The organism is Anaeromyxobacter sp. (assembly GCA_016718565.1).
Taxonomy (GTDB): domain Bacteria; phylum Myxococcota; class Myxococcia; order Myxococcales; family Anaeromyxobacteraceae; genus JADKCZ01.
Genome location: JADKCZ010000001.1, coordinates 61,371 through 86,404 on the forward strand (window position 1 = coordinate 61,371; position 25,034 = coordinate 86,404).

Below are 25,034 nucleotides of genomic sequence, written 5' to 3' on the forward strand. Positions count from 1 at the left end.
TCGACCTGCCGCCTAGGCGCGGCCGGCCGGGAGCTGCGCGAGGTAGTCGGCCACCAGCTGGCGCTGGGCCTTCTCGTCCAGGCTGGCCTTGACCAGCTTGCCGGCGGCGTCGATGGCGAGGTCCGCCACCATCACCTTCAGCTCGCCGATGGCCTTGGTCTTCTCCTCGATGATCTGCTTGCGGGCGTCGGCCACCAGCTCGGCGGCCTGCTTCTCGGCCTTGGCGGTGAGGTCCCGGCGGAACGCCGCGACCTCCTCCTGGCTGCGGCGGGCCAGCTCGGCCGCCTCGCGGGTGGCCTTGGCCAGCGACTCCTTCTGGGCGGCGAGCAGCTTCTCCGCCTCGCCGCGCTCCTTCTTGGCCGACTCGATCGCCTCGTGGATGGACTTCTCCCGGGCGTCGAGCATCTTGACGATGGGGCCCCAAGCGAACTTGGAGAGCACCACCAGCAGCACCAGGAAGGTGATGGCGGCCCAGAGCGTGAGCCCCGGGTTGATGTCGGTGAGCGCACCGGCGGCCAGCACCGGGGCGGGGAGAGCGTTGAGGGCCATGACGGCTCCTTCCGGGTCCGGCCGGTGTTGGCCGGAGGGCCGGACTACTTGGCGATGGCGAGGAGCAGCGTGACCACGATGGCGAACAGCGTGGCGCCTTCGATGAGGGCGGCGGCGATGATCATCGAGGTGCGGATGTCGCCGGCGGCGGTGGGCTGGCGGGCCGAGCCCTCCATGGCGGCGGCGGCGAGCTTGCCGATGCCGAGGCCGGCGCCGATGACGGCGAGGCCGGCGCCGATGCCGGCGGCGAAGTACCCGAGCGAGAACTGGTTCATGGTGTCACTCCTTGGTGCTGCAGCAGCGGCGGTGAAGGACGGTCCGCCGTGACCCGTGGCGCGTGCTGCGCTCGACGACCCATGGCCCGGGAACACCCCGGGCCACGTCAGTGAAGCGGGAAGGCTAGTGGTGCGCCTCGGCGTGGCCGTGGCCGTGGTCCTCGCCGTGCTCGTCGCCGTGGCCGGCGTGCGCGAAGGCGGCGCCGATGAAGAGCGAGGAGAGCATGGTGAAGATGTAGGCCTGCACGAAGGCCACGAAGAGCTCCAGCATGAAGATGGCCAGCGCCAGCGCCACCGAGACGGGGAAGACCCAGACCGAGATGGCGAAGATCAGGCCGAGCAGCGCCAGGATGACGAAGTGGCCGGCCACCATGTTGGCGAAGAGTCGGACGGTGAGGGCGAAGGGCTTGGTGAAGAGCCCCAGGATCTCCACCGGGATCATGATGAACCAGAGCGGCCAGAGCGACTTGGGCACGCCGCCGGTCAGGTGGGCCAGGTAGCCGCCCAGCCCCATGCCGCTGATGGCGGCGTACTGGGTGATGAGGAAGGTGAAGAGCGCCAGGCAGACCGTCACGTTGATGTTGGCGGTGGCGGTGCCGGAGTAGGGCAGCAGGCCGAAGAGGTTGACGAAGAGGATGAAGAAGAAGGCCGTCAGCAGGTAGGGCAGGAAGCGATCGGCGTTCTCCTTGCCGATGTTGGCCACCGCCAGGTCGTTGCGGACGAACTTCACCAGCACCTCGACGAAGCTGTAGAGCCCGGAGGGCACCATGGCCTTCTTGCGCAGCGCCGAGAAGACCACCAGCAAGAGCAGCGCCGTGGCCAGCCACATCATGATGACGTGCTTGCTGGGCGTCATGTCGAGGCCGCCGAAGACGAACGGGCCGGACACCGCGTGCTCGTGGCCGGCCGCGTCCACCTCGGTGACGGTGCCGAAGGTGCGGCGCAGGTTCCACTCGCAGTTCCAGTGGAAGCCGCCGGCGCCCTCCTTCTCGCAGAGGCCCGGGTACTCGATGACGTAGCCGTCGGTGACGTGGTGCATCATCACCGCGCCCAGGCTCTCGTCGTGGACCGCGCCGTGGCCGCCGGCCGCGGCGCCGTGCTCGGCGGGCGCGCCGTGCTCGCCCGCGGGGGCGCCGTGGTCCATGGTGGCGGCGGCGCCGTGGTCGGCCGCCTGCTCCACCGCGTGGGCCGGGGGCGCGGCGTGGGCCGGGTCGGAGGAGGCCAGCAGGGCCTGGAGCGCGAGGGTGACGAGGGTGGAGGCGATCATGCGGTGGTCCCCTGCCGGCGCAGCGAGTGGACGAAGGCGCCCTCGAGGGCGCTGAAGGCGAAGTACGGCACGAAGAAGGCGACCACGAAGGCGATGGCGTCGAGGCCGGCGCGGCCCGTCAGCACGGTGCCGACCCCGACCAGCACCAGCCGCACCAGGAAGAGCACCGCCATGACGGCCAGCATCCCCTGGGTGGCGTTGCCCGGGCCGTGGGCGGCGCGGCCCATGGCCCAGATGGAGACCAGCGCGGTCGCGCCGGCGATGGTGGCCCCGGTGACGGCGGCGGTGCGCTGGGCGCCCACCAGCGTCGCGGCGAGCACGAAGAGGAGGGCGGCGGCGGCGGTGGCGACTTGGTACTTCACGGTTTCTTGGCGTTCCCGAGGACCGTCCTGAAGAAGCTGATGAAGCCACCCGTCATGCCCACCGCGACTCCGGCCAGCGTCAGCCAGGGCCGCGTGCCCAGCCACTCGTCGGCCTTGATGCCCAGCCAGGTGAAGCCACCGACGGCGATCACCAGGCTGCTCGAGGCCGCCGTGTACGGCGCTGCCTTGCGGTAGGCGGCCGCCAGGCTCGAGAGCCCTGCCTCGTCCCGCTCCCGGCGCTCTCGATCGCCGGGGTCGGCCATGCCCTGCCCTGCCTCTCGACCCCGCGCCGCCGGACCCGGTAAATCACCAGGGAAGAAGCACGGTTCGGTGAGGCGCAGGGCACGCCCGTATAGCAAGGCGCACACGGTCCGTCAACGGGCGCGCACCCCCGGGGCGGGCCTCCCACCCCGAGGGGCTAACCCCGCGTCAGGCCTGGACCTTCGCCGCGGCCGCGAAGCCCACCCGGGCGGCGGCCAGGGTCTGGTCGAGGTCGCCCTCGGTGTGGGCCGTGGAGAGGAAGGCGGCCTCGAACTGGGACGGCGGGAAGTAGGCCCCGCCCTCCAGCATGGCGTGGAAGAAGGCGCCGAACCGCTTCGCCGAGGCCAGGCGGGCCGAGGCGGCGTCGAAGACCGGGGTCTCGGTGAAGAAGACGGTCAGCATCGAGCCCACCCGGTTGAGCTGCACCGGCACCTTGGCCTGGGCCGCCGCCTCCAGCAGCCCGGCCGCCAGCGCGGCGCCGCGGGCCTCCAGCAGCTCGTAGGAGGCGGGGGTCATGAGCCGCAGCGTGGCGGTGCCGGCCGCCATGGCCATCGGGTTCCCGGAGAGGGTGCCGGCCTGGTAGATGGGCCCGGCCGGCGCCACCCGGTCCATCACGTCGGCGCGGCCGCCGAAGGCGCCCACCGGCAGGCCGCCGCCGATGACCTTGCCGAAGCAGACCAGGTCGGGGCGCAGGCCGTAGAGGCCGCAGGCGCCGCCGCTGCCGAGCCGGAAGCCGGTCATCACCTCGTCCACGATGAAGAGGGCGCCGTGCTGCCGGCACAGGGCGTGGATGCCCTCGAGGAAGCCGGGGCGCGGCACGATGACGCCCATGTTGCCCACCACCGGCTCGATGATGACGGCGGCGATGTCCTTGCCCCGCTCGGCGAAGAGGCGGGTGAGGGCCGGCAGGTCGTTGTAGGGCGCGGTCAGCGTGTGGCGGGCCACGTCGGCCGGCACGCCCGGCGAGTCGGGCAGGCCCAGGGTCTCCACGCCCGAGCCGGCCTTCACCAGCAGGGGGTCGCCGGCGCCGTGGTAGCAGCCGTCGAACTTCACCAGGTCGTCGCGGCCGGTGAAGCCGCGGGCCACCCGGATGGCGGCGGTGGTGGCCTCGGTGCCGGAGGAGCAGAAGCGCATCTTCTCGATCCAGGGGGCGCGCTCGCGCACCAGCTCGCCGAGCACGATCTCGCGCGGGCAGGGGGCGCCGAAGGACGAGCCCTCCTTGAGGGCGTCCTGGACCTGGCGCATCACCTCGGGGTGGCAGTGGCCGGCGATGAGCGGGCCCCAGGAGAGGACGTAGTCGACGTAGTCGTTGCCGTCGACGTCGGTGAGGTGGCTGCCGCGGCCGCGGGCGATGAAGCGCGGCGTGCCGCCCACGCCCTTGAAGGCGCGCACCGGCGAGTTGACGCCGCCGGGGAAGAGGGTGTTCGCCTTCAGGAACAGCTTCTCGGAGAGGTCGGTCTTCATGGCGTGATCTCGCGGGTGGTGGGCTTCTGCTTGCCGAAGTCGAAGGCCTGTTCGCGGTCGCCGGGGGTGGCCGTCCTGGCCGCCTCCCGCCGCCGCCGCACCGCCTCGATGTTGGTGCGGATGGCCTCCGGGTTGGGGTGGACGGGGAGCGCCAGGGCGTACAGCTCGAGCGCGCGGTCGAGCGCGCCGCCCTGGGCGTAGAGGTGGGCCTGCCCCTCCAGGGCGCGGGCCGCCAGCTCGGGGGCGGGGTGGCGCTCCAGCAGCGCCTGGAAGGCGCCCAGCGCCTCCTCGCGCCGCTGCTCCAGCGCCCAGGAGAGGCCGGTGAGCAGCTGCGCCTCGTCGGCCGCGGCCGAGTCGGGCCAGCGCTCGCGCAGCGCCCGCGCCTCCAGCCGGGCCTGGGTGGTGTTGCCCAGCTCCAGGTACTCGCGGGCCACCTTGAGCTGGTAGGCGGCCGCCTGCGGCGCGTCGCTGGCCGCCACGTCGGCCCACTGGGCGATGGCCGCCAGCCGGTCCTGGAAGCGGTCGCGGAAGATGTCGCCGATGACGCCGCGGGCGGCCAGCGCCTCGGGGCCGCCGGGCGCCAGCGAGATGATGCGGCGGTAGTAGGCGATGGCGCCGGCGTAGTCGCCCAGCTCCAGGTAGGCGAGGTCGCCGGCCGCCTGCAGCGCCTTGAGACGCACCGCGGCGTCGGCGGCGGCCAGCGGCCCCTCGCCCAGGCTGCCCAGCAGCGCCTGGTAGGCGGCCAGCGCCGGCCCGGGCTGGCCGGCGCGGCGCTGCGCCGCGGCCGCCTCCAGCCTGGACTCGGGCGAGCTGCAGGCGCCGAGCAGCAGGGCGGCCGCCAGCAGGCCGGCCCACCAGGCGCCGGGGCGCCGGGCCGGGGCGCGTCGGCGCGCCGTGGCGGCGCCGCCAGCGGCGCGGGGCCGGCGGGCGGGGGCCAGCCTCACACCCCCGCCTCCCCCTCCCCCTCGCTGCCGCCCTCGTCGGCGGGCGCGGTCTCCACCGGCGCCGCCACCTCGGCGCCGCCCTCCTCCACCCCGGCCGCCTCGGCCTCCGGGCTGGTCTCGGCCACCGGCGCCACGCCCACCACCTGCTCGTCGCTCGACTCGAGGGCGATCATGCGGACGCCCTGGGTGTTGCGGCCGATGACGCTGATGCCGCTGGCGGCCATGCGGATGAGCATGCCGCGGTTGGTGATCAGCATGACCTCCTCCGACTCGAGGACCCGCGCCGCCGCCACCACCGGGCCGTTGCGCTCGGAGGTCTTGATGGTGATGAGCCCCTTGCCGCCGCGGCTCTGGATCCGGTACTCGCCGAGCTCGGTCCGCTTGCCGTAGCCGTTGCGGGTGACGGTGAGGATGGTGGGCAGCGGGGCGCCCGGCAGCGGCGCCGGCAGCACCTCGGCCGAGACCACCTCGTCGCCCTCCTCCAGGTTGATGCCGCGCACGCCGTAGGTGCCGCGCCCGGTGGCCCGGACCTTGGCCTCCTCGAAGCGGATGGCCATGCCCTGGGCCGTGGAGAGCAGGACGTGGTCGCCGGGGGTGCTGAGCCGGGCGGCGATGAGCTCGTCGCCCTCCTCGATGCCCACCGCGATGATGCCCATGGCGCGGGGGCGCGCGTAGGCGTCCAGCCGGGTCTTCTTCACCAGGCCGCGCCGGGTGGCCATGAAGACGTGCACCAGGCCGGGGGTCTCCTCCAGCTCGGCGGCCTCGCCGGCCTCGGGGGCCTCCGGGGCGCCCTCGCCCTCGGCAGCGGCCGGCTCGACGGCGTCGGCGGCCTCGGCCGCGTCGTCGCCGCGGCCGGGCGGCTCGGGCAGGCGGCGCACCGGCAGGATGGCGGCCACCTTCTCGCCCGGCGCCAGCTGCACCAGGTTGACGATGGGCTTGCCCCGGGCGGTGCGGCCGGCCTGCGGGATCTCGTGGACCTTGAGCCAGTAGGCGCGGCCGCGGTCGGAGAAGACCAGCAGGTAGCTGTGGGTGGAGGCCACGAAGAGGCTCTCCAGGAAGTCCTCGTCGCGGGCGGTGGCGCCGGTCCGGCCGCGCCCGCCGCGCCGCTGGGCGCGGTACAGGCTGACCGGGTTCCGCTTGACGTAGCCGGCGTGGGAGACGGTGACCACCATCTCCTCCTCGGCGATCAGGTCCTCGGTGTCGAGGTCGGCCTGGGCGCCCTGGATCTCGGTGCGGCGCTCGTCGCCGAAGAGCTGGCGCACCTCCATCAGCTCGCCGATGACCACCTGCTGCAGCACCTGCTCCGAGGCCAGGATCTCCTTGAGGCGGGTGATGGTGGCCTGCACCTCGGCCAGCTCGTCCAGGATCTTCTGCCGCTCCAGGCCGGTCAGGCGCTGCAGCTGCATCTCCAGGATGGCGCGGGCCTGCAGCTCGGAGAGGGCGAAGCGCTCCATCAGGCCGAGGCGGGCCGTCTCGCGGTCGCCGGCCGCCCGGATCAGCTCGATGATCTCGTCGAGGTGGTCGAGGGCGATCTGCAGGCCCAGCAGGATGTGCTCGCGGGCCCGGGCCTGGCGCAGCTCGTAGCGGGTGCGCCGCGTCACCACGTCGCGCCGGTGGGCCACGAACCGCTCCAGCACCTCCTTCAGGGTGAGGATGCGCGGCTGCCCGGCGTCGATGGCCAGCAGCGTCACCCCGAAGCCGGACTGCATGGCGGTGTGGGCGTAGAGGTTGTTGAGGACCACCTGCGCCAGCGCGTCGCGCTTCAGCTCGATGACGATGCGCATGCCCTCGCGGGAGGACTCGTCGCGCAGGTCGCTGATGCCCTCGACCCGCTTCTCGCGCACCAGCTCGGCGATGTGCTCCACCAGCTTGGCCTTGTTGACCTGGTACGGGATCTCCGTGACCACGATGGCTTCGCGCTCGGTCTTGGGGTGGACCTCGACCGTGGCGCGGGCGCGCACCTGGATGTTGCCGCGCCCCTCCTCGTAGGCCTTCTTGATGCCGTCGCGCCCCAGGATGATGCCCGCGGTGGGGAAGTCCGGCCCGGGGATGAAGCGCATCAGGTCGGCCACCGTGGCCTTGGGCTCGTGCAGCAGGTGCACCACCGCGTCGATGACCTCCGACATGTTGTGCGGCGGGATGTTGGTGGCCATGCCCACGGCGATGCCGGAGGAGCCGTTGACCAGCAGGTTGGGGAACCTGGTCGGCATGACCAGCGGCTCGACGGTGGTGTCGTCGAAGTTGGGGCCCCACTCCACCGTCTCCTTGTCGATGTCGGCGAGCAGGAAGTCGGCCAGCTTCTCGAGGCGCGACTCGGTGTAGCGGTAGGCGGCGGCCGGGTCCCCGTCCACCGAGCCGAAGTTGCCCTGGCCGTCGATGAGCGGGTAGCGCAGGTTCCAGTCCTGCACCAGGCGCACCAGCGCGTCGTAGACCGAGGCGTCGCCGTGCGGGTGGTACTTCTTGAGCACCTCGCCCACCACGCCGGCGCACTTGGAGTAGCGCTTGTTGTGGTGCAGCCCCTCGGTGTGCATCGCGTAGAGGATGCGGCGGTGCACCGGCTTCAGGCCGTCGCGCACGTCGGGCAGGGCGCGGCCGATGATGACCGACATCGAGTAGTCGAGATACGACTTGCGCATCTCGTCTTCGATGTTGACCTGGGCGCGGTGCGGGTCGCCGGGCGGCGGCGGCGCGGGGGGCACGGGCGGCGGGGGCGCGTCGGTCGGGGGCGGCGGCAGGGTCTCGTCTGGCATCGGTGCGGGGTGCGGGCGCGGGGGTCGGAGCGAGGGCTCCGGGCAGGCGCGCAGCAGGGGTCGGTCATAGCCGGGAAACGCAAGAATCTCAAGGCTCTCGGGGGTCTCTGGCCCCTCGCCGGGGGCCCCTCGGCGCTTGCAAAGCGCCACCGGGCGTGGGCATGGTCGAGGGCCGGGCCCAGCGCTCGAGAACCCCCGCCCGGAGCCGATGCCAGAGACCCCGCCAGCGCCGCTTCCGCGCGTCCTCGTCTGCGACGACTCGGCCACCATGCGGGCGCTCATCCGCTCGCTGCTCGAGCCGGGGCACGAGGTGCTGGTGGTGGAGACGGGCGAGGACGCCCTGGCCCGCGCCCCGGCCTTCCGGCCCGACGTCATCGTCTCCGACCTGATCCTGCCCGGCATCTCCGGCAGCGAGCTGTGCCGGCGCATCCGCCAGACCCCCGGCCTGGCCGACGTGCCCTTCATCCTGGTCACCACCCTGGCCGACGCCACCTCGCGGGCCCTCGGGCTGGAGGCCGGCGCCGACGACTACCTCTACAAGCCGCTGCGCGAGCGCGAGCTCAGGGCCCGGGTGGCGTCGCTGCTCCGGCTGCGGCGCGCCATGACGGCGCTGGAGGCCCGCACCCGCGAGCTGGAGGCCACCAACGCGGCGCTGCGGCAGGCCCAGTCGGCGCTGGTGCGGGCCGGCAAGCTGGCCAGCGTGGGCACGCTGGCGGCCGGGCTGGCCCACGAGATCAACAACCCGCTGTCCTACATCAAGGCGGGGGCGCGGGCGCTGGAGCGCGCCGTGGCCGAGATCTCCCGGCTGGCCTCGCCGGCGGCCGGCCCCCCCTCGGCCGAGCTGGCGGAGGCGCTCGGCGACGTGCGCGACCTGGCCGGCGAGCTGGCCGACGGCAGCCGGCGGCTGGAGCGGATCGCCGGCGACCTGCGCATCATCGCCTCGCCCGACGCGCCCGCCGAGGAGCTGGTCGACCCGGCCGAGGCGGTGGAGTCGGCCTTCCTGCTGGCCCGCTCGCGCTACCCCGCCATGCCGCGCCTCGAGATGGACCTGGAGCCGGGCCCGCCGGTGGAGTCGGTGGGGCGGCTCCTGACCCAGGGGCTGGTGCCGGTGGTGGAGAACGCGGTGCAGGTCTCCGGCCCCGGCGGCCTGGTGCAGGTGCGCATCCGCCAGCTCAACGTGGGCGTGGAGATCTCCATCCAGGACAGCGGGCCGGGCATCGCCCCCGAGATCCTGCCGCGCATCTTCGACCCGTTCTTCTCCACCCGGCCGGCCGGCCAGGGCATGGGGCTGGGGCTCTCGGTGGCCTACGGCATCATCCACGGCCTGGGCGGCGACATCCACGTGGAGTCGACGCTGGGCCACGGGGCCTGCTTCCGGGTGCGGCTGCCGCGGCGGGCCTCGGCGCGGCAGGGCGCGCCGCCGGGGAGCTAGGGCGAGGGGCGCCCCTCGACGTCGCCTCGCCAGGGCGAGGCGACGCTCGGCGTGATCGCGAGAGGTGCCCGGTCGGTTCGGGCCGCGCAGGTCCCGGACGTGCGGAGGGGAGAACCCGGCCGTGGGCCCTCCCCTCGCGGACCGGCCGGCGCTGCGGCGCGGCTACTTGCCGACCACCCCGAGGCGGGCCGCGGCGCGGCGCACCCGGGCCATCTCCTCGGCGTGGGTCCGGTCGTCCTGGGTCAGCTTCTTGAGCTTCTCCTGGGCGTCGGCCAGCGCCTTGACGGCGCGGTCCACGTCGATGTCCGAGGCCGCCTCGGCGGTGTCGGCCAGCACGATGACCTTGTCGTCGGCCACCTGCAGGAAGCCGCCGCCCACGGCGAAGTGGTGCTCGCGGCCGCCCTCCACGTAGGTGAGCTTGCCCGGCTCGAGCGCGCTCATGAACGGGGTGTGGCGGGTGCGGATGCCGAAGCCGCCCTGGACGCCGGGGGCGCGCACCTCGTCGCACGCGACCGAGAGGACGCGCCGCTCCGGCGTGACGATGTCGAGGGTGAGCGCCATGTGTTACCCCGCGGCCAGCTTCTTGGCCTTCTCCACGGCCTCCTCGATGCCACCGACCATGTAGAACGCCTGCTCCGGGAGGTCGTCGTGCTTGCCCTCGACGATCTCCTTGAAGCCGCGGATGGTGTCGGGGAGCTTGACGTACTTGCCGGGGTTGCCGGTGAACTGCTGGGCGACGGTGAAGGGCTGCGAGAGGAAGCGCTGGATCTTGCGGGCGCGGGCCACCGTCAGCTTGTCGTCCTCGGAGAGCTCGTCCATGCCGAGGATGGCGATGATGTCCTGCAGGTCCTTGTAGCGCTGCAGCGTCTCCTGGACGGCGCGGGCCACCTTGTAGTGCTCCTCGCCGACCACCAACGGGTCGAGGATGCGGCTGGTCGAGTCGAGCGGGTCCACGGCCGGGTAGATGCCGATCTCGGTGAGCTTGCGGTTGAGCACCGTGGTGGCGTCGAGGTGCGCGAAGGCGGTGGCAGGGGCCGGGTCGGTCAGGTCGTCGGCCGGCACGTAGATGGCCTGCACCGAGGTGATGGCGCCCTTCTGCGTGGAGGTGATGCGCTCCTGCAGCTCGCCCATCTCGGTGGAGAGGGTGGGCTGGTAGCCCACGGCGGAGGGGATGCGGCCGAGGAGCGCCGACACCTCGGAGCCCGCCTGGGTGAAGCGGAAGATGTTGTCGATGAAGAGCAACATGTCCCGGTTCTCCTCGTCGCGGAAGTACTCCGCGATGGCGAGGGCCGAGAGGGCGACGCGGGCGCGGGCGCCGGGCGGCTCGTTCATCTGCCCGTACACCAGCACGCACTGGCTCTTCTCCAGGTCGTCCTTGTTGATGACGCCCGACTCCATCATCTCGTGATAGAGGTCGTTGCCCTCGCGGGTGCGCTCCCCCACGCCGGCGAACACCGAGAAGCCGCCGCGCTCCTTGGCGACGTTGTTGACGAGCTCCATCAGGAGCACCGTCTTGCCCACGCCGGCGCCGCCGAACAGGCCGATCTTGCCGCCGCGCAGGTACGGGGCGAGGAGGTCGATGACCTTGATGCCGGTCTCGAAGGCCTCGATCTTGGGGTTCTGCTCCACCAGCAGCGGCGGCGGGCGGTGGATGGGGAACTTGCGGGTGGCCTTGACCGGGCCCCGCTCGTCCACCGGCTCGCCCACCACGTTGAGGATGCGGCCGAGCACCTCCTTGCCGACCGGCATGCAGATGTTGGCGCCGGTGTTGCGCACCGCCATGCCGCGCACCAGGCCCTCGGTGGAGTCCATGGCGATGCAGCGCGCCGTGTTCTCGCCCAGGTGCTGGGAGACCTCGATGGTCAGGTTGTCGGCCCGGTCGTTGATGCCCGGGTTGGTGACGGTGCAGGCCGTGTAGATCTCCGGCAGCCCGCCCGGTGGGAACTCCACGTCGACCACGGGGCCGATGACCTGGGTGATCTTGCCGTTCTGGACGTTCGTCGCGGTGGTCATGTTGTCCTCTCTCGCGGCTACTTGAGCGCCTCGGCGCCGCCAACGATCTCCATGAGCTCCTTGGTGACGTAGGCCTGGCGCGCGCGGTTGTACTGAAGGGTGAGCGCCGCGATCATCTCCTCGGCGTTCTTGGTGGCCGACTCCATGGCGCTCATGCGTGCGCCGTGCTCGGAGGCGGCCGACTCGAGGAGCGCACGCCACACCTGCATGGCGACGTGGCGGGGCAGCAGGTCCTGCAGCAGGCCCTCCCGCGACGGCTCGTAGACGAAGTCGACCCCGGCGGAAGACTCGGCGGCCGGCGGCTGGATGGGCAGCAGCTGGAACACCACCGGGGTCTGCGAGATGGCGCTCTTGAACTCGTTGTAGCAGAGGTAGACGGCGTCGACCTCGCCGGCCAGGTAGCGCGCCACGTACTCCTGCGCGATGGCCTCGGCCTTCAGGTAGGTCAGCCCCTGGTGCACGCCCACGAAGTCCTTGCGGACCTCGAGCTTGCGGGCCCGGAGGAAGTCCTTGGCCTTGCGCCCGACGGTGGCCAGCTCGACCTTCTCGAAGGCCTCGCCGTTCTCGGTGAGGAAGCGCTGGGTGCGCCGGATGATGTTGGAGTTGAAGCCGCCGGCCAGGCCGCGGTCGGAGGTGATGACCACCACCTCGGCGACCCGCTGGGCGCGCGGCGCCAGCAGCGGGTGCACGGTGGCCTCGTCGGCGATGGCCCTGGCCGCCACCCGGCCGAGCGCCTTGTCGAGGAGCTGGGCGTAGGGGCGGGTCCGGAGGATGGCGTCCTGGGCGCGGCGCAGCTTGGCCGCGGCCACCATCTTCATGGCCTTGGTGATCTGCCTGGTCGACTTGACCGAGGTGATCCGGGTTCGGATGTCGCGAAGGGAAGGCACGTGGGTCCTCGCTCGGGGGGGGTGCGCCCCTTACGCCTGGAAGATCCCGCGGAACTCCTTGAGGGCGCCGTCCAGCGACTTCTTGACGGCGTCGTCGAGCTGCTTCTTCTCGGCGATGGACTTGGCGATCTCGGGGTGGCGCCCGTCCAGGAAGGCCAGCAGCTCCTTCATGTACTTGCCCACCTTGTCGACGGCCACGGCGCGGATCCAGCTCTGGCCGTTCTCGTCCTTCATGGTGGCGGCGTAGATCTGGATGACCTGCTTCTCCACCGACATGGGATCGTACTGGCCCTGCTTCAGCACCTCCACCAGGCGGGCGCCGCGGGCCAGGGTCTCCTGGGTCGACTTGTCGAGGTCGGAGCCGAACTGGGCGAAGGCGGCCAGCTCGCGGTACTGGGCCAGGTCGAGCTTGAGGGAGCCGGCCACCTGCTTCATGGCCTTGATCTGCGCCGAGCCGCCGACGCGGGACACCGAGATGCCCACGTTGATGGCGGGCCGCTGGCCCTGGAAGAAGAGGTTGGACTCCAGGAAGATCTGGCCGTCGGTGATCGAGATGACGTTGGTCGGGATGTACGCCGAGACGTCGCCGGCCTGGGTCTCGATGATGGGGAGCGCGGTGAGCGACCCGCCGCCCTCCTTGTCGGAGAGCTTGGCGGCGCGCTCCAGCAGGCGGGAGTGGAGGTAGAAGACGTCGCCCGGGTACGCCTCGCGGCCCGGCGGGCGGCGCAGCAGCAGGGAGAGCTGCCGGTAGGCGACGGCCTGCTTGGAGAGGTCGTCGTACACGATGAGGGCGTGGCGCCCGCTGTCGCGGAAGTACTCGGCCATGGTGACGCCGGTGTAGGGCGCCAGGTACTGCAGCGGGGCCGGGTCGGAGGCGTTGGCCGCCACCACCGTGGTGTACTCCATGGCGCCGTACTTCTTCAGCGTCTCGACCACCCGGGCCACGGTCGACTGCTTCTGGCCGATGGCCACGTAGAAGCAGTGCAGGCCCTGGCCCTTGTTGTTGATGATGGTGTCGATGGCCACGGCGGTCTTGCCGGTCTGGCGATCGCCCAGGATGAGCTCGCGCTGGCCGCGGCCGATCGGCACCAGGGCGTCGATGGCCTTCAGGCCGGTCTGCATCGGCTCGTGCACCGACTTGCGCTGCACGATGCCGGGCGCCTTGATCTCGATCTTGCGGGTGTGCTTGGCGTTGAGCGGGCCGCGGCCGTCGATGGGGTTGCCCAGGCCGTCGACCACCCGGCCCAGCAGCTCCTCGCCCACCGGCACCTCGGCGATCTTGCCGGTGCGCTTGACGGGGTCGCCCTCGCGGATGTGCTCGTAGGCGCCCATGATGGCGGCGCCGACGTTGTCGTCCTCCAGGTTCAGCACCAGGCCGGAGACGCCGTTGCCGAAGTCCAGCAGCTCGCCGGCGGCCGCGCCGGAGAGGCCGTAGATGCGGGCCACGCCGTCGGCCTGGCTGAGCACGGTGCCGGTCTCGGCGACGTCGACCTTCTTGCCGTAGTCCTTGATCTGGTCGCGGATGATGCGGCTGATCTCGTCGGCGCGGATGTCCATTGCGGTCAATCTCCGGGGGAGCCGGTCAGGCCGGTGAGGAGGGCTACTGCTTCAAGGTCTTGCGGAGGTCCTCGAGCTGGGCGCGGAGCGACCCGTCGTAGACGAGGCTCCCCACCTGCGCCACCACGCCGCCGAGGATGGCGGGGTCGACGGCGCGCTCGACGATGACCTGCTTCTTGGTGGAGGCCGAGAGCTTCTCGGCGATGGCGGCGGCGGCCGCGTCGTCGAGCGGCACGGCGGTGGTGACCCGGGCCCGCAGGCGGCCCAGCTCGCCGTCCGCCAGCTCGCGGAAGGAGGCCACGATGTCGCGCAGGGCCGGCAGGCGGTTGCGGTCGCCCAGCAGGAAGAGGAGCTGGGACGGCTCGGCGTCGAGCTTCATGGCGCCGGCCAGCTGCTCGACCACGGCGCGACGCTGCTCGCGGGAATAGGCCGGGTTCTGGAGCACGTCGCGGAGCTCGGGGGCGGCCTCGACGGCCTTCCCGAGGGCCAGGAGGCTCTCGCTCCAGGCCTCGACGCGACCCTTCTCCACGGCCAGGCTGAAGAGGGCCTTGGCATAACGGCGGGCGATGGAACCCATGATCATAAGGGACGCGCCACGTAGCACGTCCCGCAGCGAGTGGTCAAGGATGATTGCCTCCGGAGTCCGGGGACTTGGGCGCGGTTTGACAGGCCCTGCGTCCGCCTTACGTTCGGATCGCCGAAAGGAGGTTAAAAATCATGGCGATGCTGACGAGATTCGACCCCTTCCGTGACCTGGCGCGGCTGCAGGAGGAGGTGGCCCGCACCTTCGACGATCGACACGGCCTGCGTGGCGGGGAGTCCATGGGCTGGACCCCGGCCTGCGACATCTACGAGGACGGGGAGGCGCTCACCCTGCGCTTCGAGCTGGCCGGGGTGGATCCCAAGGACGTGGACATCCGCTTCGAGGAGGGGGTGCTGACCCTTCGGGGTGAGCGGAGGAAGGAGAAGGAGGAGAAGAAGGAGAACTACCACCGGGTGGAGATGTCCTACGGGTCGTTCACCCGCTCCTTCTCGCTGCCGGCCGTCGTGGACGCCGAGAAGATCAAGGCGGAGGCGAAGAACGGGGTCCTGACCGTGACGCTGCCGAAGAAGGCCGAGGCCAAGCCGCGCCCCATCAGCGTGAAGGTGACCTGAGCGGCCGCGGGCGACCTCCCCCGGTCGCCTGAGCGGCCGCGGCGCGGCGCGGGGTGGCGAGACGACGAAGCCCCGGACCCTCCAGGAGGGCCGGGGCTCCGGCGCCGACGAGGAATGACGCGCCGCGTTACTTGATGGGGACCGGCGTGGCGACGGGGCGGGCGGGCGGCTTCTCGAGCCCCTCCATCTTGGTCTGCCCCTCGAACATCACGCCCTTCTCGATCATGAGCACGGGCGTCTCGATGTTGCCGCGCACCTTGGCCGGGTGGTGCAGCTCCACGGTGGTCTTGGCCTTGATGTTCCCGTTGATCTCGCCGTGGACGATGATGGTGCCGCAGGCGATCTCGGCGGAGATCTTGGCGCCCTCGCCGACCACCAGGACGTCGTTGGAGACGATCGACCCGGTGAACTTGCCGTCGATGCGGACGGTGCCCTCGAAGGTGAGCTTCCCCTCGAACTCGGAGCCGCGCCCCAGCAGGGCGTTCAGGTCGCTGCCGCCCCCGACGCTGGAGGCCGGCAGGTCTTCGCGCTTCAGAATCGCCATGGTGGTGGTCGCTCCTCTGGTGTCCCCGGTATGACGGACACGCTCGACCCGCCGGGTCTAGCACCGGTGGGCGGGCGAGTCCACCCCGCGCCACCCGCCCGGGCTAGAGGCCCATCTTGCCGAGGATGCCGTCCAGCTCGTCGAGCGAGGTGTAGTCGATCTCCAGCTTCCCGGTGGTGGCGGTCCTCTGGTGCACCCGGCAGCGCGCCCCGAGCCGGCGCTGCAGGCGCGCCGCCAGGTCCCGGATGGAGGCGGTCTCCGGCGGCCCGCCCTTCTTCGCGGGCTTCTTGCCGAGGGCCCGCACCAGCCCCTCCAGGGCCCGCACCGAGAGCCCCTCGCGCACCGCGCGGGCGGCCAGCCGCTTCATCTCCTCGGCGCCGGAGAGGCCCAGCAGCGCGCGGGCGTGGCCCATGTCGAGCTGGCCGCCGCGCACGGCGTCGCGCACCTCGGCGGGCAGCTTGAGGAGCCGCAGCGCGTTGGCCACGGTGGAGCGGTCCTTGCCGACGCGGGTGGCGATCTGCTCCTGGTTGAGCCCGTGGTCGGAGGCCAGCACCTCGTAGGCCTCGGCCTCCTCGATGGCGTTCAGGTCGGCGCGCTGCAGGTTCTCCACCAGCGCCAGCTCGAAGGCCTGGCGGTCGGTGGCCTCCCGCACCAGCGCCGGCACCTCCTTCAGGCCGGCCCGCTGGGCGGCCCGCCAGCGGCGCTCGCCGGCCAGGATGCGGTAGCGGCTGCCCTGGCGGCGCACCAGGATGGGCTCCATCACGCCGTGCTCGCGGATGGAGGCGGCCAGCTCCTCGAGCCTGGCCTCGTCGAAGCGCTTGCGGGGCTGGGCGGGGTTGCGCTCCACCGCCTCGAGCGGCAGCAGCAGCAGCCCGCGGCCGGCCGCGGCGCCCGGCGTGGAGGGGGGCGGGGCGGCGTTGGAGAGGAGGGCGGCCATGCCGCGCCCGAGGGCGGGGCGGCGCTTGTCGGCGAGGCTCATCGGGCACCCTTGTCGAGGCGGCTGGCCACCTCGCGGGCCAGGGCCAGGTAGCTCTGGCAGCCCTTCGAGGTGACGTCGTACAGCAGGATGGGCTTGCCGTGGCTGGGGGCCTCGGAGAGCCGGACGTTGCGGGGGATGACGGTCTTGAAGCACTGCCGGCCGAAGGTCTTGCGGATCTCGTCGGCCACCTGGTTGGCCAGGTTGTTGGGCGAGAACATGGTGAGGACGATGCCGTCCACCACCAGCTCGGGGTTGGCGGAGGCCTTGACCAGCTCGATGGTCTTGAGCACGTCGGCCAGCCCCTCCAGCGCGTAGTACTCGCACTGCAGGGGGATCATGACGCCCTGGGCGGCCACCAGCCCGTTCAGGGTGAGCAGGCCGAGCGAGGGGGGGCAGTCGACGATGACGAACTCGTAGGCGCCGGCCACCGGGCCGAGGGCGGCCTGGAGGCGCCGCTCGCGGTCCTCGTGGACCGCCAGCTCGATCTCGGCGCCGACCAGGTGCTGCGAGGCGGGCACGAGGTCCAGGAACTTGAGCTCGGTCTGGCGCAGCGCCTCCTCCAGCGGGCGGCCGTCGAGCAGCACCTCGTAGATGCTGGTCTCCGACTCGTCCCGCCGGATGCCGAGCGCGGAGCCGGCGTTGCCCTGGGGGTCGAGGTCCACCAGCAGGGTGCGCCGCTCGGCGGCGGCCAGGGAGGCGGCCAGGTTGACGGCGGTGGTGGTCTTGCCGACGCCTCCCTTCTGGTTGGCGATGGTCAGGACCCGGGTGGGCGGGGTGGCCGGGCGGGCGCGGGCGCGGCTCCGGGGTGCGGCGTTGGCCAAGGCGGGACTCCTCCAGTGGTTCTGCGGGGGTGCGGCGCGGCGGACTGTGCCTCAGCGCTCTGACAAGTTCCACGTGGAACGTCGGGGCTCCCGGGGGCGCCTGGGGCGTGCGGGGCCGATCCTGCGGCCCGGGGCAGGGCCGGCCCGGCGTGGCGCCGATGAGGTGACACCGCCTGGCATGTAGGGTCACGGCTGCGGCAGGGGGCGCCCGGGCCTCGCGGGAGTGTTCCACGTGGAACAGGGGTCCGGAACCGGTCCGGGCCGCTGCCCCGACGCGCTCCGGCCCGGCGCTGTCCGGGGCGGGCGGGCGGGATACCTCCCGGTGCTCGCTCGCGGGGTGGCCGCTCGGGCCGCCTGGACAGCCCTGGCCCCGCGACATCCGCCGGGTGTTCCACGTGGAACAGGGGTCCTGGACCAGGTCGAGCCCCGCTGCGCCGCCACGCTCCGGCCCGGCGCTGTCCGGGGCGGCCGGGCGGGATACCTCCCGGTGCTCGCTCGCGGGGCGGGGCGGCGCGCCCCAGCGTGTCCGGGGAGGAGCGGGGCCGCGTCGGCAGGCGACGACCGCCAGGGGGGGGTGACCTCGCCGGGGAAGGGGCGGGGCCGTGCCGCAGGAGGCTGGGCGGCGCGCCGCTCGCTCCGCGCCGGGGCCCATCCACCCGGCCGCTGACGCGCGCCGGGCCGGACCCGGGGGCGTGCTCGTGGCGTGGCCGCTTGGGCCGCCTGGACGGCTTGGACCGGCTGGACCACCTGGACCGCCCCGCCCCGCGGCGCCCGCCTGGTGTTCCACGTGGAACATCCGCCTGCCGCGCCGCCGACCTCCCGCCCCTACCCGCCGCGCGGCGCCGCCGGGGCCTCGGGGCGCTGCCAGCGCACCACCGCGCGGGCGGCGTGCGAGAAGGGCAGCTCGAACTGGTCCACCCCGAGCAGCACCAGCCCGTGGGCCGCGCCCAGCGCCTCGAGGTGCGAGCGCTCCAGCCCCTTGCCGAGCATGGCCAGCAGCAGCCCGCCCGGCGCCACGTAGGGCGCGCCCAGCACCACCCAGCGATCCGGATCCGCCAGCGCCCGGCTCACCACCGCCGGGCCGATGGGCAGCCCGTCGCGGGCCGGGTCGCCCGAGGCCCGCACCGCCAGGCCGCGCACCGGCAGCTGGAGCTCCGCCGCGGTGGCCTTCACGAAGGCCACCTTCTTGCCCACCGAGTCGCAGCAGGTCACCTGCAGCTCCGGGCGGGCGCAGGCCAGCGCCAGGCCAGGCAGCCCCGCGCCGCTGCCCACGTCGAGCAGCGCGCCCCGCCCCGCCAGCGCCGGCAGCAGCACCAGGCTGTCGAGCAGGTGCTTCTCGGCCACCTCGCGCGGGTCGGTGATGGCGGTCAGGTTCACCTTCCGGTTCCAGGTGAGGAGCCGGTCGGCGAAGGTGGCCAGCCGCGCCAGCCCGGCCTCGTCCACCGGCAGCGCCAGCGCCGCGACGCCCGCGCGCAGCACCTCGTCGAACGCCCGATCCATGCCGCCTCCTCGTCCCGCCGCGCCGCCCCGCCGCACAGGATGGCACGGGGCGCCGCCTCCAGCACCCGGCACCGCGCCACCCCGGCGGCCCGCCGCCCGCCGCGGCGCTCCGGCGCGACCGACCGGCCAGGACCTGCGGGCCCGGCGCCGACGACCTCCGCTCAGCCCTTGCGGCCCAGCGCCGTCTCGACCTCGGCCCGGTGCGACCCCAGGAAGGCCACCACGTCCTGGTCCTGGATCCCCAGGTCGCGCAGCACGCCCTCGTAGACGAAGCGGAAGCCCTCGGCGTACTCCTCGCCGCGCAGCTCGAAGGAGCGCCGCAGCACCGCCGCCGAGAAGAGCCGCTCCTCCATGGTCTTCTGCTTGGCCACCGTCACTCCCGCGGCGTGGGCTTCGGGCCGGCGTCCGGCAGCACCACCAGCTGGCGGAAGAGCCCCTCGCCGTCGCTGCGGCTGGCCACGCCCTCCACCTCGACCAGCGCCAGGTGCACCTGCCGCCGCTCGCGCGCGCTCATGGGCGCGATGGCCACGGCCCGCCCGGTGCGGCGCACCGTGGCCGCCAGCCGCTCGGCCATGGCGCGCACCGCCGGATCGCCGGACTCGCCGAAGCCGCCCACCTCCAGGTTGATCCACTTGCGCGGCTCGGCCGGCGGGTTGGCCACCCGGTTCACCAGGGTCTGGGCCGCCTCCACCAGCGCCGAGGAGAGCTCCAGCCCGTTGCCGTCGCGCGGCGTCAGCGCCACCCCGATGGCCTCCGGCGTCTCGCGCACCTCCACGGCCACGTCGCCCCCCAGCTTCACCAGCAGCGCCTCGCAGAAGGCGCGCGCCCGCGCCACCTTCTCGGGCGCGTGGCGGGGCGGCGGCGGGTCTCGCTGATCGTCGTGCATGCTGCGCCTCCCTGGGCGGTGGCTCTCTCCCTACGCCTTCACGGGCGCCTGCTTCTCGATCATCTTGTTCACCAGCTGCTGCTGGAAGATGGAGAGCAGGTTGTTGACGAAGATGTAGAGCGTCAGGCCCGACGGCACGAAGAGCATCATGACCGTGAAGAAGCCCGGGAAGAAGTAGAGCATCATCTTGGCCTGGGTGTTGTCGGCCGGCTGCGGCGAGAGCTTCTGCATGATGAAGCTGGTCACCCCCATGGCCACCGGCAGGATGAACCAGGGATCCTTCACCGTCAGGTCGCTCATCCACAGGAAGGGCTCGCGGTAGAGCTCCACCGAGGTCTGCAGCGCGGCGTAGAGCGCGAACCAGACCGGCATCTGCAGCAGCATGGGCAGGCAGCCGCCGGTCATGCTGACCTTGTTGTCGGCGAAGAGCTTCATCTGCGCCTGCGCGAAGGCCTGCTTGTCGTCGCCGTGCTTGGCCTTGAGCTTCTCGATCTCGGGCTGCAGGCGGCGCATCCCGGCCATCGACTGCATCGACTTGAGGGTCAGCGGGTAGAGCAGCAACTTCACTGTGAGTGTCAGGAGGATGATGGCCACGCCCCAGTTGCCGACGAAGCCCTGGAACCAGCGCATCACCCCCAGCAGGATCTGGGCGAAGAAGGCGAAGGCGTTGGCCACCGCGCCGTAGTCGATGGCGGTCTCGAAGCCGCGCCCGTAGGCCTTGAGCCCCTCCAGCTGCTTGGGGCCGGCGTAGAGCAGGAAGCCGGCGCTGGTGCCCCCCGGCGCCACCGGCACCACCAGGGCCACCGCGCCGCCGCCCTTCTCGGCGCCCTTCACGAAGGTGCAGGCGTAGCCGGGCTGCGGCTGCGGGAAGAGCGCCGCGGTGAAGTAGTGCTGGTCGATGCCGGCCCACCCGGCGGCGCCCGGCAGCACCTTGACCACCTCGTCGCCGGCCACGTCGAAGCGCTCGGTCTTGTCGCCGGCGCGGCAGACCGGCCGCACGAAGTCGAGCGGCGGACCCGAGAAGATGCCGCCGCTCGAGGTCGAGGGCGGCATGAAGCCGCTGTAGAGCACCGCCACCGAGCCGGCCACCGGCGCGCCGGTGACGGCCAGCTCGAGCGCCAGCTCGTAGGGCTTGCCGGTGAGCCGGAAGGTCTTGCGCACCGCGGCCGTGCCGACGCGCCCCTCGAAGGTGACGCTGCGGGCGTCCCGCGCCACCACCCGCATGGCGGCGCGCGAGCTGGGATCCCCCAGCAGGTCGCTGCCGCCGCCCAGCTCCGCCGAGGCGGCCAGCGCCAGCGGCAGCGGCAGCCCCTTCCCGGCGCGCACCAGGTCGATGGCCACCGTCTGGCCGTCCTGGTCGCGCTGGAACTTCGGGTCCGCCAGCGCCAGCCGCGCGATGGCGCCGCCGTGCGAGGTGAGCACCACCGAGAAGCGCTCGCCGGTGAGGGTCACCAGCTCCTCGGGGGCGTCCGGCACCGGGGCCGGCGCCACCGGCGCCACCACCCCGGGGCCGGTCCCGGCCGGGGCGGCAGCGGGCGCCACCACGTTCACCTTGGGTGACACCGGGGCCGGGGGCGCCGGCGGGAAGATGAACTGCCAGGCGACGAGGATGACCACCGAGGCGAGGGTGGCGATCAGGATGCGGCGGTTCTCAGGGCCCACGGTGCGACCTCACGTGTGGATCAGGGGACCGGATCGACGCCCCCGGGGTGGAAAGGATGGCAGCGGCCGAGCCGCCGCACGGTGAGCCAGCTCCCCTTGAACGCGCCGTGGCGCGACAGCGCCTCGACCGCGTAGCAGGAGCAGCTCGGATAGAACCGGCAGGCCTTCGGCAGGCCTGGCCCGATGAACACCTGGTAGAAGCGGACCAGCCGCACCAGCAGCCAGGCCATCACGGCCCGGCCCCCCGGCGCAGCCGGTCGCGGGCGGCCTCGAGGGCCCGCACCACGCCGGCCAGCCCCATGGCAGGGGCGCCCGTGCGGGCGATCACCACCAGGTCGACGGGGGGGAGCTCCGGCTGCAGCCGCCGGAACGCCTCGCGCACCCAGCGCTTCACCTGGTTGCGGCCGACGGCGTTCGCGACCTTCGACGACACCGTGATCCCGATCCGGGCCCGCCCGGCGCCAGGCCCCTTCACCAGGACCAGCACCTCGCCCGCGTAGAGCCGCGTGCCGCGCTCCTGGACCGCGAGGAACTCGCGGCGGCGCCGCAGGCGCGCGGCCTTGGGCAGCTTCACCGCCTCTTACTTGATCGGCGCCGACGGCGTCAGCCGCTTGCGCCCCTTGGCACGGCGCCGCTTCAGCACGTTGCGGCCGCCTGGGGTCGAGGAACGCTTCCGGAAGCCGTGGGTGCGGTTCCGCTTGATCTTCTTGGGCTGGTAGGTGCGCTTCATGGCGCGGCAACCTCCACGATCGGGCGCGCCCTGTCAAGGTCCCGCCACGCGCGGTGAATCCGCAAGCCTTCCGCCCACCTCGCCGGCACCTCATCGTCACCCTTGATCCGGCACGCGATCCCTGGCTAGGTTCCGCCCGCAACACCGCACCGCTTTCGACACATGCCTCGCAGCCCGAGGTGCCGACCCGGCAGCGGATCAGGCCGATCCGCAGCAGGGCGGCGCCTTGCTCGGGCTCCAGGCCACGGCAACCGAGGGACTCAGGATGTACGCACCGGAGGGCGCTGTGGCACCGAGCGCGCTGGACGAGACGTGGGGCCGGGTGGAGGCCTTCCTCAGGGCCCGCCTGCGCCCCGAGCTCTACGACCGCTGGTTCGCGGCCTTGCGCCCGGCCGGGGTGGAGGACGGCCGCCTGCAGGTGGCCGCCCCCGACAAGTTCCACCGCGACTTCGTCGACGACAACTACCGGCCCTGGTTCGAGGAGTTCCTGCCCCAGGTGGCGGGCGCGCCGCTCAGGGTGGTCTTCGTGGTGGACGACCGCCCCCGCGGCGGCGGCCCCAGCGCGCCGCACCACGCCGCGCCCCCGCCCGGGCCCGTGGAGGGGCGCGGCGACGCCCGCCCCAGCTCCCGCTACCTCTTCGAGACCTTCGTGGTCGGCGAGTCCAACCGCTTCGCCTACGCGGCGGCCCACGCGGTGGCGCAGAAGCCGGGCCACGCCTGGAACCCGCTCTTCCTGCACGGCGACTCCGGCCTGGGCAAGACCCACCTCCTGCACGCGGTGGGCAACGCCATCCTGGCCGCCAACCCGGGCGGCCGCGTCGCGGTGGTCTCCTCGGAGCGCTACACCAACGACTTCGTGGACGCCCTGCGCAAGGGCACGCTCGACGAGTTCCGCAAGAAGTACCGCGAGTGCGCCGCCCTGCTGGTGGACGACGTGCAGTTCCTGGCCGGCAAGGAGAAGACGGCCGAGGAGTTCTTCCACACCTTCAACACCCTCTACGAGCAGAACGTGCAGATCGTCCTCTCCAGCGACCGCAGCCCCAAGGAGCTGAAGGGGCTGGAGGAGCGGCTCTGCTCGCGCTTCGAGTGGGGCATGCGCGTCCAGATCGACGTGCCGGAGTTCGAGACCCGGGCCGCCATCGTCAAGCGCAAGGCCGAGCTGGAGCAGATCGACCTGCCGGAGGAGGTCACCCAGCTCCTGGCCACCCACATCCGCTCCAACGTCCGCGAGCTGCACGGCGCGCTCATGCGGGTGGCGGCCTTCGCCTCCCTCAAGGCCGAGCCCATCAGCGTCCGGCTGGCCCGCGACGTGCTCTCCGACGTCATCCCGCCGCCCGGCTACAAGCCCTCCATCGAGCGCATCCAGGAGCTGGTGGCGGCCCACTACGGCCTCACCGTGGCCAAGCTGACCAGCGCCTCGCGCGAGCAGAAGATCGCCCTGCCGCGCCAGGTGGCCATGTACCTGTGCCGCGAGCTGGCCAAGGAGACGTTCCAGCTCATCGCCGAGAAGTTCAACAAGAAGGACCACTCCACCGTCATCTCGGCCAAGGAGCGGATCGAGGAGCTGCTGGCCACCGAGCCCGCCGTGCAGGCCGCGGTGGCGTCGCTGACCCAGAAGCTCACGCCCTAGGGCCCCCCGGGACAGCCCGTGGATCACCGGTGGAGGGCGCCGGGATCGGGCCGGGGATCGCCGGTGGACCGTCGTTGACACCCAGTTTCACCGCACGCTACACAAGCTCGACCCGGAGTTGTCCGGGTGGTTGTGCCGACCGGAAAGCGGAGTCGATCCGGGACCCCGGACCGCTTCTCCACATCTCCACGGCCCCTGCTACTGAGATGATCAGAAAGAAGAAGGAGGGATCCTGATGGAACTGAAGATCGGCGCACAGGAGCTGGCCAGGGCGCTGGGCCGGTCCCAGGGCATCGTGGAGAAGAAGTCCACCATGCCGATCCTCTCCCATGTCCTCCTCGAGGCCCGCAAGGGCAACGTCCTGGGCGTGTCGGCCACCGACCTCGACCTCTCGGTCTCCTCCGAGCACGCCTGCGAGGTCTCCAAGGAGGGCGCGGTGGCCGTGCCGGCCAAGCAGCTCTTCGAGATCGTGCGCTCGCTGCCGGAGCAGCAGGTGACGCTCAAGAAGGCCGGCAACAACTACCTGGAGGTGAAGAGCGGCCCCTCCGAGTTCCGCATCGTGGGCCTGCCCTCCGAGGACTTCCCGGCCCTGCCCAAGTTCGACAAGGTCACCTTCGTGGACGTCAACCCGGCCGAGCTGCTGGAGCAGATCGAGCGCACCAGCTTCGCCGCCTCCACCGACGAGACCCGCTACAACCTGAACGGCGTCTTCTTCGAGCCGCAGGGCGCGGTGCTGCGCATGGTGGCCACCGACGGCCACCGCCTGGCCCTGGCCGAGAAGCCGCTGGCCGGCGACTACGCGCTCAAGAAGGGCGTCATCCTGCCGCGCAAGGGGCTGCACGAGCTGAGGAAGCTGCTCGGCGAAGGCGCCGAGCCCGGGCAGGAGCAGCAGGAGACCCGCCTCGGCTTCGCGGAGAACAGCGCCATCTACCGCCGGCCCGGCGTGGTGCTGGTGATGCGCCTCATCGAGGGGATGTTCCCGGACTACAAGCAGGTCATCCCGAAGCAGGGTGAGAAGATCGTCACGGTGGGCCGGCAGCGCCTGCTGGAGACCCTGCGGCGCGTCTCGGTGCTCTCGGCCGACAAGTCGCACCCGGTCAAGCTCGAGCTGGCCCCCGGGGTGCTGACGGTCCGCTCCAGCAACCCGGACCTGGGCGACGCCAGGGAGGACGTGCCGGTGGAGTACGCCGGCGAGCCGCTCAAGATCGGCTTCAACGCCCGCTACCTGACCGACGTGGCCGCCGTGCTGAAGAGCGACGACCTCCGGCTGGAGCTGGCCGACGACCTCTCGCCCGGCGTGGTCCGCGGCGCCGGGCCGGAAGACGCCGGCTACACCGCCGTCGTGATGCCCATGCGCATCTGAGCG

At 72.4% G+C, this 25,034-nt stretch carries 27 protein-coding genes; 4 read left to right on the top strand and 23 right to left on the bottom strand.

The genetic code is table 11. From position 1 onward, the window contains the following. Positions 1-12: 12 nt before the first annotated feature. From atpF to gyrA, 8 genes are all read right to left on the bottom strand, one after another. Entirely contained in the window at positions 13-549 is a 537-nt protein-coding gene (gene atpF, locus IPO09_00260; protein ID MBK9515786.1) for a F0F1 ATP synthase subunit B, read from the bottom strand. Between the two features lie 44 nt (positions 550-593). After that, the gene (gene atpE / locus IPO09_00265) at positions 594-824 is read right to left on the bottom strand and encodes an ATP synthase F0 subunit C (protein MBK9515787.1); all 231 of its coding nucleotides are present in this window, start codon (positions 822-824) and stop codon (positions 594-596) included. A gap of 124 nt (positions 825-948) precedes the next feature. Then, on the bottom strand, positions 949-2,091 hold the full coding sequence (atpB, locus tag IPO09_00270) for a F0F1 ATP synthase subunit A (GenBank protein ID MBK9515788.1): 1,143 nt from the start codon (positions 2,089-2,091) through the stop codon (positions 949-951). Continuing rightward, entirely contained in the window at positions 2,088-2,453 is a 366-nt protein-coding gene (locus IPO09_00275; GenBank protein MBK9515789.1) for a hypothetical protein, read from the bottom strand. Before IPO09_00275 ends, atpB begins: the two co-directional genes overlap by 4 nt. Continuing rightward, positions 2,450-2,716 carry an AtpZ/AtpI family protein gene (locus tag IPO09_00280; GenBank protein MBK9515790.1) on the bottom strand — a complete coding sequence of 89 codons (267 nt, stop codon included), beginning with the start codon at positions 2,714-2,716 and terminating at the stop codon, positions 2,450-2,452. The genes IPO09_00275 and IPO09_00280 overlap by 4 nt, the downstream gene beginning before the upstream one ends. Before the next feature lie 166 nt (positions 2,717-2,882). After that, positions 2,883-4,178 carry a glutamate-1-semialdehyde 2,1-aminomutase gene (gene hemL / locus IPO09_00285; protein ID MBK9515791.1) on the bottom strand — a complete coding sequence of 432 codons (1,296 nt, stop codon included), beginning with the start codon at positions 4,176-4,178 and terminating at the stop codon, positions 2,883-2,885. After that, entirely contained in the window at positions 4,175-5,023 is an 849-nt protein-coding gene (locus IPO09_00290; GenBank protein MBK9515792.1) for a tetratricopeptide repeat protein, read from the bottom strand. The genes hemL and IPO09_00290 overlap by 4 nt, the downstream gene beginning before the upstream one ends. Positions 5,024-5,118: 95 nt before the next feature. Beyond that, positions 5,119-7,872: a DNA gyrase subunit A gene (gene gyrA / locus IPO09_00295; protein ID MBK9515793.1), complete on the bottom strand. Its 2,754-nt coding sequence runs from the start codon at positions 7,870-7,872 to the stop codon at positions 5,119-5,121. Between the two features lie 208 nt (positions 7,873-8,080). Here gyrA and IPO09_00300 point away from each other — a divergent pair, with 208 nt between their 5' ends. Further along, positions 8,081-9,304 carry a response regulator gene (locus IPO09_00300; protein ID MBK9515794.1) on the top strand — a complete coding sequence of 408 codons (1,224 nt, stop codon included), beginning with the start codon at positions 8,081-8,083 and terminating at the stop codon, positions 9,302-9,304. Between the two features lie 162 nt (positions 9,305-9,466). Here IPO09_00300 and IPO09_00305 read toward each other — a convergent pair whose 3' ends face one another. From IPO09_00305 to atpH, 5 genes are read right to left on the bottom strand one after another with little or no spacing between them, the layout of a single operon-like run. Beyond that, the gene (locus IPO09_00305; protein ID MBK9515795.1) at positions 9,467-9,865 is read right to left on the bottom strand and encodes a F0F1 ATP synthase subunit epsilon; all 399 of its coding nucleotides are present in this window, start codon (positions 9,863-9,865) and stop codon (positions 9,467-9,469) included. Positions 9,866-9,868: 3 nt separating this feature from the next. Further along, positions 9,869-11,317 (bottom strand): F0F1 ATP synthase subunit beta, encoded by a 1,449-nt coding sequence (gene atpD / locus IPO09_00310; GenBank protein MBK9515796.1) that lies wholly within the window; start codon positions 11,315-11,317, stop codon positions 9,869-9,871. 17 nt (positions 11,318-11,334) lie between these two features. Continuing rightward, positions 11,335-12,204, bottom strand: a complete 870-nt coding sequence (gene atpG, locus IPO09_00315; protein ID MBK9515797.1) for an ATP synthase F1 subunit gamma — start codon at positions 12,202-12,204, stop codon at positions 11,335-11,337. Positions 12,205-12,234: 30 nt separating this feature from the next. After that, positions 12,235-13,761 carry a F0F1 ATP synthase subunit alpha gene (locus IPO09_00320; GenBank protein ID MBK9515798.1) on the bottom strand — a complete coding sequence of 509 codons (1,527 nt, stop codon included), beginning with the start codon at positions 13,759-13,761 and terminating at the stop codon, positions 12,235-12,237. Between the two features lie 43 nt (positions 13,762-13,804). Continuing rightward, positions 13,805-14,344 (bottom strand): ATP synthase F1 subunit delta, encoded by a 540-nt coding sequence (gene atpH, locus IPO09_00325; GenBank protein ID MBK9515799.1) that lies wholly within the window; start codon positions 14,342-14,344, stop codon positions 13,805-13,807. Between the two features lie 134 nt (positions 14,345-14,478). Between atpH and IPO09_00330 the strand changes: the two genes are divergently transcribed. Beyond that, positions 14,479-14,916 (top strand): Hsp20/alpha crystallin family protein, encoded by a 438-nt coding sequence (locus IPO09_00330; protein MBK9515800.1) that lies wholly within the window; start codon positions 14,479-14,481, stop codon positions 14,914-14,916. Between the two features lie 127 nt (positions 14,917-15,043). Here IPO09_00330 and IPO09_00335 read toward each other — a convergent pair whose 3' ends face one another. The 10 genes from IPO09_00335 to rpmH form a co-directional block, all read right to left on the bottom strand. After that, positions 15,044-15,460 (bottom strand): polymer-forming cytoskeletal protein, encoded by a 417-nt coding sequence (locus IPO09_00335; protein MBK9515801.1) that lies wholly within the window; start codon positions 15,458-15,460, stop codon positions 15,044-15,046. A 103-nt stretch (positions 15,461-15,563) separates the two neighbouring features. Next, positions 15,564-16,439, bottom strand: a complete 876-nt coding sequence (locus IPO09_00340) for a ParB/RepB/Spo0J family partition protein (protein MBK9515802.1) — start codon at positions 16,437-16,439, stop codon at positions 15,564-15,566. Further along, on the bottom strand, positions 16,436-17,260 hold the full coding sequence (locus tag IPO09_00345) for a ParA family protein (protein ID MBK9515803.1): 825 nt from the start codon (positions 17,258-17,260) through the stop codon (positions 16,436-16,438). The genes IPO09_00340 and IPO09_00345 overlap by 4 nt, the downstream gene beginning before the upstream one ends. Positions 17,261-18,085: 825 nt before the next feature. Then, positions 18,086-18,760, bottom strand: coding sequence for a 16S rRNA (guanine(527)-N(7))-methyltransferase RsmG (rsmG, locus tag IPO09_00350; GenBank protein ID MBK9515804.1), 675 nt, complete (start codon positions 18,758-18,760; stop codon positions 18,086-18,088). Between the two features lie 161 nt (positions 18,761-18,921). Beyond that, positions 18,922-19,131: a hypothetical protein gene (locus IPO09_00355; protein ID MBK9515805.1), complete on the bottom strand. Its 210-nt coding sequence runs from the start codon at positions 19,129-19,131 to the stop codon at positions 18,922-18,924. A gap of 2 nt (positions 19,132-19,133) precedes the next feature. Continuing rightward, on the bottom strand, positions 19,134-19,646 hold the full coding sequence (locus IPO09_00360) for a single-stranded DNA-binding protein (protein MBK9515806.1): 513 nt from the start codon (positions 19,644-19,646) through the stop codon (positions 19,134-19,136). A 30-nt stretch (positions 19,647-19,676) separates the two neighbouring features. Then, on the bottom strand, positions 19,677-21,308 hold the full coding sequence (gene yidC / locus IPO09_00365; protein ID MBK9515807.1) for a membrane protein insertase YidC: 1,632 nt from the start codon (positions 21,306-21,308) through the stop codon (positions 19,677-19,679). A gap of 20 nt (positions 21,309-21,328) precedes the next feature. Further along, positions 21,329-21,541, bottom strand: coding sequence for a membrane protein insertion efficiency factor YidD (gene yidD / locus IPO09_00370; GenBank protein MBK9515808.1), 213 nt, complete (start codon positions 21,539-21,541; stop codon positions 21,329-21,331). After that, positions 21,538-21,882, bottom strand: coding sequence for a ribonuclease P protein component (gene rnpA / locus IPO09_00375; protein ID MBK9515809.1), 345 nt, complete (start codon positions 21,880-21,882; stop codon positions 21,538-21,540). The genes yidD and rnpA overlap by 4 nt, the downstream gene beginning before the upstream one ends. Positions 21,883-21,888: 6 nt before the next feature. Next, complete coding sequence (rpmH, locus tag IPO09_00380) at positions 21,889-22,038, bottom strand: 50S ribosomal protein L34 (GenBank protein MBK9515810.1); 150 nt, start codon at positions 22,036-22,038, stop codon at positions 21,889-21,891. A 265-nt stretch (positions 22,039-22,303) separates the two neighbouring features. On the opposite strand from rpmH, the gene dnaA reads away from it, so the two are divergent. Beyond that, the gene (gene dnaA / locus IPO09_00385) at positions 22,304-23,668 is read left to right on the top strand and encodes a chromosomal replication initiator protein DnaA (GenBank protein ID MBK9515811.1); all 1,365 of its coding nucleotides are present in this window, start codon (positions 22,304-22,306) and stop codon (positions 23,666-23,668) included. Positions 23,669-23,903: 235 nt separating this feature from the next. Next, complete coding sequence (locus IPO09_00390; GenBank protein MBK9515812.1) at positions 23,904-25,031, top strand: DNA polymerase III subunit beta; 1,128 nt, start codon at positions 23,904-23,906, stop codon at positions 25,029-25,031. Positions 25,032-25,034 lie beyond the last annotated feature (3 nt).